We start from the raw sequence: 13,411 nt of genomic DNA, 5'->3' as shown, positions 1-13,411 counted from the left end.
GTAGCAATCAGTTTAAATAATTTTGTTAGACATACCTAAGCAGAATTAGAACAACAAACTCTTTATAAAAAATAATTGACAAACAGCATGAATAGATCAGAATTATTAGAAGCGATAGATAAAAAATATCAGGCAATGGGACAAGATCCTGATGTACACTTGTCTGGTTTATTACATTCAGAACCAATGAAATATTGGGATTTTATACAAGTAGATGCCTTACTAGGTTTACAGACAAAGCGCACACAATTACCCGATGAGATGGTTTTTATAATGTACCATCAGATTAATGAGTTACTATTCAAAATGGTTATTTGGGAAATGAGTCAGATCTCTCATACAGAAAATATAACTCCAAAAAAGTTTGAAATGCATCTTATGCGAATAAGTAGATATTTTGATATGCTTTCAAACTCATTTGATATTATGAGTGAGGGTATGGAAATTGAGCAGTACATGAAATTTAGAGATACACTCACTCCTGCAAGTGGGTTTCAGTCTGCACAATATCGAAAAATAGAAATTGCTTCGACAGAATTAATCAATTTAATCGATTATAGATATAGAAAAACGATTGATAAAAATACTGCTTATGAATATGCTTTTGAAAACATGTACTGGCAAGTAGCTGGCATAGATCATAAAACAGGAAAGAAAAATAAATTGATGGAAAATTTTGAGGAGAAATATAAAAATGAGTTAATCGAATGGATGAAAGAGTATAATAAAATCAATTTATGGTCAAAATTTAAAGAACTACCAAAGGAACATCAAAAAAATACAGATTTAATCAATGCTATGCGTCATTATGATCATACTGTAAATATTAATTGGGTAATGCATCATTATGATGCGGCAGCTAAATATCTAGATCATGGAAAAGTAAAGGCTGAAGCAACTGGTGGTAGTGATTGGCATAAATATATGCATCCAAAATACCAAAAGCGTATATTTTTCCCAGAATTATGGAATGCCGAAGAGCTTAATAACTGGGGAATTACTAATTTAGGAGGGTATCATAAAATCTTATAATGTCATTATAAGAAATAAAATTAATGATTTGAAAAAAGTCATATTTATGAAGTAAACTTTATAAATATGACTTTTACTAATTTAAATTATTTCATTTATACGCGTAAGGATACTCATTTTTTATTACTAATTACGAGTAAAAAGAAACAAATAACACGTTTTATTTTAAGATATATTTACTGATATTATCCTATAAAACTATAAGGCATTCATTTTTTTTAATTCATTTTTAGCTGTATTTAGAAGCCTCTTTAATTTTCTTTTTTTCAAGATATTATTAGAATTTGATATATCTTCTGAAATTCTGTAAATTAATGATTCACAATATTTAATTCTATTCTCAATAGGTAATTTAGAAATAACATCTTTATATAAATTATCGAAATGAGTTAGGTTTTTTTTGGGGATTTTATAACATGAAAACATCTAATACATAATTTTGGTCTTAATTAATTATAGTTATCATAATACTGACTATAGTTTTTCTATAGCATCAAATTTCATTCCCAAATTCTTATAAAACCATTTCGTAACTAATAAAAATAGATTTAATGCATTTATATCATATTATTTTTTGAATTTATTCAATTATATTTTATTTTTTTACTAGATGTCTCAAAACAAAACCTGATACAAAAAACTGATTATCAACCTAAGCAATTATCTTTAAACACAAAGAATTAATATTATATCGCTTTTAAAATACCTTTTTAATTTATAAAACGTTATTTTTAATATCCCATAATCTACATTACATTTTTTGAATTTTTACATAAAAGTTATACTATTGTTTGAAGGAGAGCCTTCTAATACAGTGTTCCAAAATACAATTGGAGTTATTGTTACTGCTGCAATTGTTTTAATATGCGTATATTATGTATTGCGTTATCTAGAATCAGTTTATGTAAAATATAATAAGAAACCATATTTTATTCATCTTTACCCTACACTTAAGGAACTACCTCCACATCTTCAAAAATTTTTAAATGATAATGATTTTTATAACACTTTAAATAAAAAAAGAAAACGATATTTTGCTCACAGAGTATTTCGTGTATTAGAAGAAATACAATTTGTAGGTAGAGAAGGACTCGTTATTAATGATTTTATGCGTATGCAAATTACAATAATGTTTACGCAACTTACTTTTGGGATGCGTCATTATTTATTAGAATATTTAAATACGATAGTTTTATATCCTACGTCATTTTATTCAATTTTAAATAAAACAGAAAACATAGGAGAATTTAACCCTAGATCTAAAGCTCTAGTTTTATCTTGGAAAGATTTTCAAAAAGGGAATTTACATCAAGATAAAGGAAAGAATTTGGGCATTCATGAGATTACACATGCAATCCATTATAACTCAATAAAAAATAATAATATTAGTTGTGAGATTTTTTATGATACTTTTCTATTACTAGAGGCATATCTGGGGTCTTCTGAAATACGGAATAAAATTGTAGACACCAAAATATTAAGGGATTATGCTTATACTAATAAATTCGAATTTATAGCAGTATTAATAGAAGTTTTTATGGAGTCACCAAAAGAACTAAAAAAAAGGTTTCCTGAGCTATATTCTTATGTGGTTCAAATGCTAAATTTTAGATATTTTGAGTCTTAATCAAGAAGAATTCTTAAGAAACAGTTATATTTATCGCACTAAAATAATTACAATTTATATTTAACTAGACTATGGAGGAATTTCAGCAAATACTACCTGTTAGCTCCCTTACTGATGACAGAAGGGTTGCTTTTTATAAAAAGACATATACTCACCTTGCTATGGCTGTTTTACTTTTTGTAATTGTAGAATGGATATTTTTTCAAATAGAACCTATTGTAAACTTTGCACTTTCTATGACTCAAGGGTGGAGATGGATGGTTATGTTAGGTGGTTTTATGTTAGCGACAACTTATGCAGAAAGAATGGTATTAAAAAATCATAATATCAATCAACAATATTTAGGATTATTATTATATGTAATTGCAGAAGCTTTTATTTTTATTCCACTTATAGGAATGGCAATGGTGATTTCGGAAAGCGGAGGGGTTAATATCCTTAATCAAGCAGCAATCTTAACTCTTGCTCTATTTACAGGATTATCTGCAATTGTCCTATTGACTAAAAAAGATTTTTCTTTTCTAAAATCGATATTGACTATTGGTTTTTTTATTGCCATTGGGTTGATCATTGCAGGATTTTTATTTGGATTTAATCTTGGTCTTTGGTTTAGTGTAGGAATGGTTATACTGGCATCAGGATCTATTTTATACCAAACATCCAATATGGTTCATAAATATTCTGAAGATCAGTATGTAGGAGCATCTTTAGGGTTATTTGCTTCATTGATGTTACTTTTCTGGTACATATTGAGTATTTTATCTCGAGAATAAAGGTAAAACCAATAATATCAGAGCCTCCACGAGATCTTATTTCTGAAAAAATATTTTGATTTTGAGGCAAGTCTCTGAAAATTAAATAGACCAAAGAAACAATATTAAAAAAGCCGAAGATCACTTCGGCTTTTTTAATATTGTTTTGTCTCGTCCTGAAATATCTCTATACAAAAAGACTGCTTTATTAAGTTTACATCTTTAGTAACAAGAATAGCCTATTTAATTAAACTCTAATTACCCTTATTATGAAATTAAGGTTTTCAGTTCTTTAATAGTTTCTGTTGGGTTTTTACTTTTAAAAACAAAACTTCCTGCAACTAACACATCAGCGCCTGCTTCTATTAATTGTTTTGCATTTTTATCTGTCACCCCTCCATCAATTTCGATTAGAGTATCTGCATTGTTTCTTACAATAATCTCACGCAATTTTTTAATTTTATTATATGTATTTTCTATAAAGGATTGACCACCAAATCCAGGGTTAACACTCATTATACAAACTAGGTCAATATCCTTTATAACATCTTCTAATACACTTACATTGGTATGAGGATTTATAGCAACACCTGCTTTCATACCTTCAGCCTTGATAGCTTGCAATGTCCTATGTAAATGAGTACAAGCTTCATAATGTACTGTAAGAATAGTACTGCCTAGATCAGCAAAAGTTTTAATATATCTATCTGGATCTACAATCATTAAATGTACATCAATTGTTTTAGTAGCATGCTTTACGATATCTCTTAAAACAGGCATTCCAAAAGAAATATTAGGAACAAAAACACCGTCCATAATATCTATATGAAACCAATCAGCTTCACTATTATTAATCATTTCTACATCGCGTTGTAAATTAGCGAAATCTGCAGCCAATACCGAAGGGGCAATACGTTTTGAAGCCATAAAATTTTATTATTTCAGGCAAAAATACTATTTAAGTTTTAAATAATACACTAACTGAGCTTCATAAATTTCTGGGTTAGATATGAGATACTTTTATAGTGCTCAGGATTATAGGTCTTTTCTTTTTTTAAAAATTGTTGTAATTTATTTTGACTATAATGATCCGATATTATTGTAAAAGAAGAATCATAATCTAAAAAATTAAATTCTATGATTTCTTTATCTAGCATTTTAATAATATCATAGTGTCTAGGGTCTCTTTTTATTCTTTCAAACATCATTTTAACTATTTCTTTTTCTCCTTCCAAAATCTGAAAAAAATTACCATCAGAATATATTAGTATACCTGCAATACCTATTTCTTTATTATTGTATTTGATAAAATCTATAAGTTTTATCATATCAGACCTTGACGTATTTGGGTTTGCGGTACTTACATAACTTATTATGTATTTCATAACGAATTAATTAGGGGGTCTATCTTAAAGGTACAAATTTAGAGGTACTTTTATTGTAAGATTATTGCTCTATTTAGACAAATTTCAAGTATTAATTTGAGATAGAGCTCTTTTTTACGGGTTGCCGTAAAAAATTTCATAGAGTTCCACAAAAAAACCTCCAGTAATCAGCTGGAGGTCATTCATCAATCAAAAAACGAACAGTTATGTTATAAAACTGTTTGTAGACGCAATTTAGGAATTTATCCTAAATAAGTTTTTAATATTTTACTTCTAGATGTATGTTTTAATCTTCGTATTGCTTTTTCTTTAATTTGACGTACACGTTCACGTGTAAGGTCAAAGGTTTCTCCTATTTCTTCAAGAGTCATAGGGTGTTGATCTCCAAGTCCAAAATATAATCGTATAACATCTGCTTCTCTAGGGGTAAGTGTTTCTAAAGCACGTTCTATTTCAGTACGCAGTGATTCATGTAATAATGTTCTATCAGGGTTTGGCGATTCTCCAGAGTTTAATACATCATAAAGGTTAGAATCTTCTCCTTCAACTAATGGAGCATCCATACTGACATGACGTCCAGAGTTTTTCATAGACTCTTTTACATCATTAATTGTCATATCCAATTCTTTTGCAATTTCTTCGGCACTTGGTGGGCGCTCATGTGATTGCTCTAAGAAAGCATATGTTTTATTAATTTTATTTATAGAACCAATTTTATTTAATGGTAAACGTACAATACGTGATTGTTCTGCTAATGCTTGTAGAATTGATTGACGAATCCACCATACTGCATATGATATAAATTTAAAACCTCTGGTTTCATCAAAACGTTTAGCTGCTTTAATTAACCCTAAATTACCTTCATTAATTAAATCAGGAAGTGTAAGTCCTTGGTTCTGATATTGTTTTGCAACGGACACTACGAATCTAAGGTTAGCTTTGGTTAATTTTTCAAGAGCTCTCTCATCCCCAGCCTTTATTCGCTGAGCTAATTCTACTTCTTCATCGGCAGTAATAAGATCTACTTTTCCTATCTCTTGCAAATACTTATCTAGCGATGCAGTCTCACGATTCGTTACCTGCTTCGTAATTTTAAGTTGTCTCATCTATATTTTTCTTGAAATTTATTTTTTGAATATTTAGGGCGTTTATCTATTATACGTAATATGTTATAAGAATGTTACAAAAAGGTTGTTTTTTTGTTTAAATATTTTTTTTACGCTTATATAACTAATACATTTAAGAGAATTTGTGAATACCTAATTTCTCAATATTACATGTATTGACATTTTAAAATATCTGCATCTTATAGACTATATTTTGATAAAAAGTTGTGCGAGTTACTAAATTTCTATGTATCTACATCTTTAATTGATTTATCCTCCATTCTACTATTATACCTAGGTTTAATGGTAGTACTTATTATGAGATACCTCATCAGTTTATTTGATAAACCTAATGCCTTTTTTCTTTTATGTGACCTATGTTACATATATCAGTATTTTAATCATCTAATTTTATAGGATTATAAAATTTATAAACAAATGGCTATACATCATCAAATTTTGATTATTGGAGGAGGAACAGCAGGAATAATGACTGCAGCTCAGCTTTTATTAAAAAATAAGAGTTTAGATATCGGTATTATCGAACCAAAAGAAATACACTACTATCAACCAGCTTGGACATTAGTTGGGGCTGGAACTTATAATCTAAAAAAAACTGGTCGTCCTATGATTCGTATAATTCCAAAAGGAGCTAAATGGATAAAGGATTATGTAACCAGTTTTAATCCAAAAAACAATAGTATTTATACAAAAAAAACAGGAGTAATTTCTTATAATTACCTAGTAGTCGCTCCTGGTTTAGTTATGGCGCCAGAACTTATTGAGGGATTACCTGAAGCATTAGAAACAGGAATTGCATGCAGTAATTACATCAATCCTAAGCATACTTGGAGTAGCATTAAGAATTTTAAAGGAGGTAATGCTGTATTTACACAGCCTACTACCCCCATAAAATGTGGTGGCGCTCCGCAGAAAATAGCATATTTAGCCGCAGATTATTTTAAAAAAAATAACCTCTCTGATAAATCTAATGTGATTTTTGCTACTCCTGGAAGTACTATTTTTAGTGTTAAACCTATCAAAGAAACATTGATGAAGGTTATTTATAAATATGGGATACATTTTAAACCTTTTTATGCTCCATTCAAAATTGACATCGATAATAAGGTTATCTATTTTAAAAACACACATCCAAATGAAAATAAATGCATCATAATGGAGGGGAGTACACTAAATGAGAGATCAACAGGTAATTCAATCATAGAAATCCCTTTTGATATGCTCCATATAGCACCCCCTCAAACAGCTCCAAATTTTGTAAGAGATTCTGTTTTAGTCAACGATACGGGGTGGCTAGATGTGGATCATCAGTCATTACAACATACTAAGTTTAAAAACATATTTGGTTTAGGTGATGTAGCTGCGTTACCAACAGCAAAGACTGGAGCTGCAATTAGAAAACAAGTACCCATTGTTGTAAATAATATTACACTCTTACTATCACACAATAAATTAGGGACAAAATCATACAATGGTTATTCTTCTTGCCCTATAGTTACAGGGTATGGAAAAATGACCTTAGCAGAATTTGACTATAAAGGTAATTTTACTCCCGATCCTATGCTTAAGAAGATGTTAGTTTTCAATAGCTCTAAAGAGCATTGGAGACTATGGTTACTTAAAAAATATGGACTCCCTTATATTTATTGGAACAAAATGATGAAAGGGAAAGATGTCTAAGATTATACACTTGTATATACAGGATAAGGTATATCTAATCTAAGAGTTCGAGGCAATAGTATCACTCATAGTAATTCTGCATATCTTCGGTATGCACTAATTGTTTCGGAAATACTTCAACAACTAATAAAAAAATATCATATCTTATATATCAGTAACTTAATGTCATTGCTTTAATCAAAGATTAAATTTTATAGAAAAACCCTGTATGAACTGTAAGATACATAGGATAGAAACTTTTAGAAGAAACTCTCTTCTTTAAAGAATAATTTATTAACGGTTCTACACTAAAAAATAATTTTTCTGAAAGCTTATACTCAAAACTTGAACCTAATTGAATATTATAGTTTATTCTAAATAAATTAGTGTTATCCCTTTTTAAAGTACCTGAATCAGTTTTGATTATTATTTTATTTCTATTAAGAACCATAGCCGACAATCCTCCTACTAATGATGTAGTTATTAGTTTATTTGTGATTTTATATTGCACTCCCAATGAGACTTCATGATGTATCAATTTTTGCAACACATCTACTTTTTTAGACTCTTCTGCAAACGCACCCCCAGAAACTCCTCCTTCTAAACCACGAAGAGAAGATGGTAATTCACTAATTGCAATACCTTTTAACTCATTAGTTAATTTTAATCGTCCATAACCCATTCTTAATTCTATTTTTTTAGAAATATTTGACTTTAATAAAATTCCGTAATTAAGAGTTACAATTCCTACATTACAACGATGGGGTATCTGATCACTTATTAAAGATCCTACAGGTAGAATTGGATATGCAGAAGTCATATGTAATCTGAAACTAAACATATTAAAAGGATTGGCTTGTATACGTTCCATATATATTAATGTATCTTTTTTCTTTGGTATAACCTCTACTACTTTTTTGTCTTGGAGTTTTATTGAATCTTTATTTACATTTTTTAAATCATTAGAGTTTGACAATAAGGCTTTATAAGCTTTAGTCTTTTTAGAAGTATGCTTTACTTCACCTTTAAGCTGTTCTATATTATTTTTATTCGTAGATGCTAATTGATTTTCTTTATTTTTATGAATTGCTTTTTTTACCTCTATATTTCTTGATGTTCTTTTTTTATGATCTAATGAATCCGTATTATTATAATTATTTAGTAAATAGTGTGTATCTCTTATATAATTTATAAAAAAATTATCTTTATCGATATTAGACGTTGTTTTAACTCCATCTATTTTTTTATCTAAACCTATAGAGTATTTTTGATATGTATTACTTGTTTTACAATAATCAGGTATTTCTATAGTATTGCTCATTTCTCCAAATACATTCCTATGCTTATAATTATCTGATTTAAAAATCAATAACAGGATCAATAGAATTACACTAAGTGTTCTTATCCAATATAAAAAAAGTTTACGTTCTTTTTTGGGTAACTCAGACTCTATATCATCCCAAGTTAATGTACTAGGAAATCTATCAAGTTCTTTTAGTTTTTCTCTAAAAGCTTTTCCTATATCTTTTGGGTCAGCCATTACTCATCACTGTTTTTTTTTTTAAACAATCATTACATGATACTATTCTTGTTTTTAGTATACTCTTAGCTCTATGCAAATTAGATTTTGAGGTTCCTTCTGAAATATTTAGCTTTCTAGCGATCTCTTTATGAGAATAGTCATCCAATTCATATAAATTAAACACTAGCCGATATCTATCAGGCAATTCTTGTATATATTTTAACAATTTATCTAATGGTATATTTAACACTTCTGGATCAACATCTGTATTTGCTATCCTATTTTCATCGAAACTTCTATCTAATAAGGGTGCTTTTTTATACTTATCTATAGCATTATTTATAAGTATTCTTTTCATCCATCCTTCAAAAGATCCTTTGAAGCTATATTGGTGTATTTTTTTAAAAATAACAATAAATGAATCTTGTAGATTATCTTCTGCCTCATTATAATTTTTACAATATTTTAGACTCAAAGCAAAAAGTATATCTTTATAAAGATGAAACAATTCGCTTTGTGCTTTACGATTATTTTTTTGGCACTTCTTTATTAATGTCTTTGTGTCCAATTGGTTTTAAGCTTTGTAAAAAAGTATTTTGTTTAAGTCTAAAAGTATAATATTAAATAGACCATTATTTATTAATGACTGAATTATTTCTAATGGTTGCGTTAATTTTTTTTGTTTTTTTATAACCTACTCACATTCTTATTTATACATGAAACTGCTAGTGCTCCTCTGCTAAACTTTTTAATGCTGCAATAGGTAGAAGAACACATATATTCATTATTATATTTCAGAATACAGGTATCAAACCTTAAAACATATCAAAAAAAACTACTCAACTCGCCTTAATCCCTCTTATTTGACATACTACAAGTAAAAAGAAACAATTAAAAAAAGAGGGGTTTAGAAAACGAATAATGATTTTAATACCTTTTTTTAAAAAACAGTTGTCTCATCATCTTTATCTATGTATTGTATAGCATTATAATTTAATAACGTTACTCTTCTTACAATATGTAGTAAGTAATACAATTCTTATGATATCTGATATCTTTGTTTTTTTATTATTAATCCCTACAAAGATGATCTGTTGACTTTTTAAGTTTATATAACTAGGTGTTGATAAAGGATTAATTTGTAACTCTGCATCTTCTATAGTTTTATGAAATGATAGCTCTAGGTTCTTAACCTCTGTAACATTTCTAAAAAAGTTATACACTTTATACAATCATCAAAAATAAATTCTATTATACTAAATTCTGAGCATTTCGTAAAATCTACATTATCAAATAAGTTTACAACATTACACTCTTTCTTAATATGATATTTTTCATCTCCATTATATACTTCTATACTATCTTTTTGTAAAATATTTGCTTTCCAATTAAAACTCCAATCTTTTGCTACTTCAGAATTCCTTTCTACATGAATATTTATATGTAATTTATTTTAATAAATAAATCCAAGAGTTTCTATAAGCTGTACTTTTATTATATAGAATCACGGTTCCATAATCATAAAAATCAAATACTAAGTTATCGTATCTTACATTATCTATTAGCGATATTACTTTCTAAACACAATTTTTATCCTCAAACACCCCATTACAATAGCCTATAATTTCAGATTCAATACAATCTTTAATTACTTCTCTTAGTTTATTATTATCTGTAGCACTTAGTACTGTACCATTTTCTAATGTTCTTTCTGTAGAGTAACTTAATCCTATGACTTCATTATTCTCTTCTACAGTTTTTTAAAAGTCAACAAATTCTAAATTATTACATATCGTTTTACTACCCACAATTTCTGATTTTTCATTATATAAATAGATCTAAAAAGGGTAGGCAAAGACAACGCATACCTCCTCGCCTTTTTCAGAGTTCTTTTTTATCAGATCAAATAGTTCTGAGTCAGAATCTATTTTTTTGGATATTATTAGGGTACAATTCTAAAGGTTCATTAGTGCAAGAAATTAACAAGGTTAATATTGTAACAAACAGGGAAAATATTTTAACGCATTTCATAGTTATAGATGTCTAATATATACACCTAGTAGACTACCTGTTATAAAAAGGTTACGCTAATTGAAAAAAGATAAACTAAAAAAACCTATTCTATTAGTACTATACTGATAAACAACACTATTACACTTCTTCTTAAAATCTGATTTAAATATTATTTTAAAGAATTCCCTATATACTCTGAGCAGATAATAGTAATTTTCATCCTCTTATCTCCAAATTATGTATCAATTAAAATACTCTATTTAGCAGTATTACTTATTGTAATTCTAAAATTGCTCGTTCCAATACCTCATCTTTTGTTACATCATTCCAATCAAAAAGTACTCGAATATCTGGAGGAACTCCATTTTCATAATCAGGTTTTTTGTCTAATGTTAATGCTTGGGTAATTGAGAATCTATATGTCCATCCATTAGGAAGTTGACCTCCATTAGGTAGCCCAAGCCCTCCTCCTGTAGTATCTCCTATAAGTATCATATTGGGTAGTGCTTTTGTAGCTAGTGAGAAAAATGAACCTGCGCTATACGTCCCTCTATCTATTAATACAATAACTTTATTTTTATACCTTACTCCACTATATGGAGAAACGTATACAGGTTCAGCATTCGAAAAATCATTATGCCCTGCACCTGTTTTTATTCTTGAATAGTTAACTAGTGTTTTACGCTCTACAAAGCGGCTCAGTATTGCAAATATATCGGTTACAGCTCCTCCTCCATTTTCTCGTAAGTCCAAAATTAACCCTTTAGTATTTTTATATTTTTCTAAAACAAAATTTAGATTAATTGGGTCTACTGTACCTGGGAAGGAAGGAAATCGAACATACCCGATTTCTTTATTATCAATAAAATTATGCCGGAATGGTCCTGAAACGTAATAATCCTGAAACAAATAATTATCTTCAATTATACGCCAATCAAAATTATCTTGTCCTAAATAATTAACCCCAAATGATGATATATTAAAGTTTGATATCAGATTGGTATGATCATCTTTTAACTCTTTTAGCATCCCTCCTAATACTTTAAATAGTGAATCTTCACTCATACCATTATATATTTTGGCTGAATATTCAGATTTTATACTATTCCAATCAATATTTTTTAAATCAAAGTAGGAATATTTTTCATTACATTCATTCCATAAATATTCAAAATTTTCTTTTGGGCTTGTAGAAGCTAAATCCTCTTCAAAAAGTGCTTTTTCACAAGAGGTAAGAAATAGTCCTGTTAGTACTATAAAATATAACTTTCTCATCATTTATTTATTATTTGTGTTAAACAACAAAGTGAGTTTAAAGGTGTGGTTAGCCATCTCAAATTTATCTAAATCTCCACCGGTTTTATAAGCATCCCATATATAAGAAAATTGAAGGGCATTTTTATTTTTTAATGAAATAGTATAATCCAGAGCACTATTCATTCTATACCCTGAAAAAACGTTGAATTGATAATCATCAAATAACCTAGGTTTGTTCAAAAGATCTGATTGCCCAGCGTACACATAACCGTTTCGATAAGAACTATTAATTAATCCAAGATTTAATCTAAAAGCTAAACTTCTTGTTCTTTTTTTTAATTTATATTTAATAAACAAAAACTTTTTGCTCTTTTCTTCTTTACGGCTTATATCTTTTTCGATTTTAATAGATCCAAAAAGAGTTGGGATTATTTCAAAACCTAATCCATTATTTAGTAGCGCCTCATTAGTTCTTAAATTGCCCGTAGCATTCAATAATCCACCAATTTTCACATTCAATTTTTGAGAACTTAATGCGTTTAACTGATATAATCTAGAATAAAATAATGATACGCTCTTAACTATACTAGTTTTTGAATGGTTATTAAATGTATTACTATGCTCTCCAAAAGAATAGGATAATCCGATTTCTGATTCTCTTTTTAAATTAGTCTTAGAATAAGATAGTGAGACATATTTTGATATTCCTCTGTAAAAAAGCGGAGAAGTTGCAAAGTCTCTAAAAATAGAACGACCTAGCCCCATAGTGACTCCTATGTAAGCAGGTGTGTTTTTTCTTAATTCTTTTTTAGAAACAGCAGATGTTTCCACCTGAGAAACGGCTGAAAATGAAATAAATACCATTAACACAACCGTAATTCTATTTTTTTTAATCATTTATGTATTATTTTACTTTATTATTAGAATACCCCAGTTACTCTTATAGACAGATGGAAAAGTCTTAGGTTGCATTTTGACTAAAGTAATGCCACAAAGTGAACTAATGACAATCCAGTAAAAAATCGTTAATTACAATA

At 28.5% G+C, this 13,411-nt stretch carries 11 protein-coding genes; 4 read left to right on the top strand and 7 right to left on the bottom strand.

Annotated elements, in window-relative coordinates; translation table 11 throughout:
* The first annotated feature begins 87 nt into the window (after window positions 1-87).
* The 3 genes from N456_RS22300 (at window position 88) to N456_RS22285 (ending at window position 3,432) form a co-directional block, all read left to right on the top strand.
* Complete coding sequence (locus N456_RS22300) at window positions 88-1,032, top strand: tryptophan 2,3-dioxygenase family protein (RefSeq protein ID WP_062062396.1); 945 nt, start codon at window positions 88-90, stop codon at window positions 1,030-1,032.
* 787 nt (window positions 1,033-1,819) lie between these two features.
* Window positions 1,820-2,659 (top strand): zinc-dependent peptidase, encoded by an 840-nt coding sequence (locus N456_RS22290; protein ID WP_062062390.1) that lies wholly within the window; start codon window positions 1,820-1,822, stop codon window positions 2,657-2,659.
* 71 nt (window positions 2,660-2,730) lie between these two features.
* Window positions 2,731-3,432 (top strand): Bax inhibitor-1/YccA family protein, encoded by a 702-nt coding sequence (locus tag N456_RS22285; RefSeq protein ID WP_062062387.1) that lies wholly within the window; start codon window positions 2,731-2,733, stop codon window positions 3,430-3,432.
* A gap of 246 nt (window positions 3,433-3,678) precedes the next feature.
* Here N456_RS22285 and rpe read toward each other — a convergent pair whose 3' ends face one another.
* The 3 genes from rpe to N456_RS22270 all read right to left on the bottom strand — a co-directional run bounded on the left by rpe (window position 3,679) and on the right by N456_RS22270 (window position 5,902).
* Window positions 3,679-4,338, bottom strand: coding sequence for a ribulose-phosphate 3-epimerase (gene rpe, locus N456_RS22280; RefSeq protein WP_062062384.1), 660 nt, complete (start codon window positions 4,336-4,338; stop codon window positions 3,679-3,681).
* A 50-nt stretch (window positions 4,339-4,388) separates the two neighbouring features.
* Window positions 4,389-4,796, bottom strand: a complete 408-nt coding sequence (locus N456_RS22275) for a BLUF domain-containing protein (RefSeq protein ID WP_062062381.1) — start codon at window positions 4,794-4,796, stop codon at window positions 4,389-4,391.
* 242 nt (window positions 4,797-5,038) lie between these two features.
* A complete protein-coding gene (locus N456_RS22270; RefSeq protein ID WP_024772554.1) occupies window positions 5,039-5,902 on the bottom strand; it encodes a sigma-70 family RNA polymerase sigma factor in 864 nt (287 codons plus the stop codon).
* 438 nt (window positions 5,903-6,340) lie between these two features.
* On the opposite strand from N456_RS22270, the gene N456_RS22265 reads away from it, so the two are divergent.
* Window positions 6,341-7,603: an NAD(P)/FAD-dependent oxidoreductase gene (locus N456_RS22265; protein WP_062062378.1), complete on the top strand. Its 1,263-nt coding sequence runs from the start codon at window positions 6,341-6,343 to the stop codon at window positions 7,601-7,603.
* Between the two features lie 184 nt (window positions 7,604-7,787).
* Here the strand turns inward: N456_RS22265 and N456_RS22260 are convergent, their stop codons facing one another.
* From N456_RS22260 to N456_RS22240, 4 genes are all read right to left on the bottom strand, one after another.
* Window positions 7,788-9,122, bottom strand: coding sequence for a hypothetical protein (locus N456_RS22260; RefSeq protein ID WP_062062375.1), 1,335 nt, complete (start codon window positions 9,120-9,122; stop codon window positions 7,788-7,790).
* Window positions 9,115-9,672: an RNA polymerase sigma factor gene (locus tag N456_RS22255; RefSeq protein WP_062062372.1), complete on the bottom strand. Its 558-nt coding sequence runs from the start codon at window positions 9,670-9,672 to the stop codon at window positions 9,115-9,117. Before N456_RS22255 ends, N456_RS22260 begins: the two co-directional genes overlap by 8 nt.
* A gap of 1,718 nt (window positions 9,673-11,390) precedes the next feature.
* Window positions 11,391-12,395 carry a S41 family peptidase gene (locus N456_RS22245; RefSeq protein WP_062062366.1) on the bottom strand — a complete coding sequence of 335 codons (1,005 nt, stop codon included), beginning with the start codon at window positions 12,393-12,395 and terminating at the stop codon, window positions 11,391-11,393.
* Window positions 12,396-13,271 (bottom strand): hypothetical protein, encoded by an 876-nt coding sequence (locus N456_RS22240; RefSeq protein ID WP_148639416.1) that lies wholly within the window; start codon window positions 13,269-13,271, stop codon window positions 12,396-12,398.
* Window positions 13,272-13,411 lie beyond the last annotated feature (140 nt).

The organism is Aquimarina longa SW024 (genome assembly GCF_001401755.1).
GTDB classification, from domain to species: Bacteria; Bacteroidota; Bacteroidia; order Flavobacteriales; family Flavobacteriaceae; genus Aquimarina; species Aquimarina longa.
The sequence above is the reverse complement of the archived record's forward strand: the minus strand, read 5'-3'. Positions and strand labels throughout refer to the sequence as shown.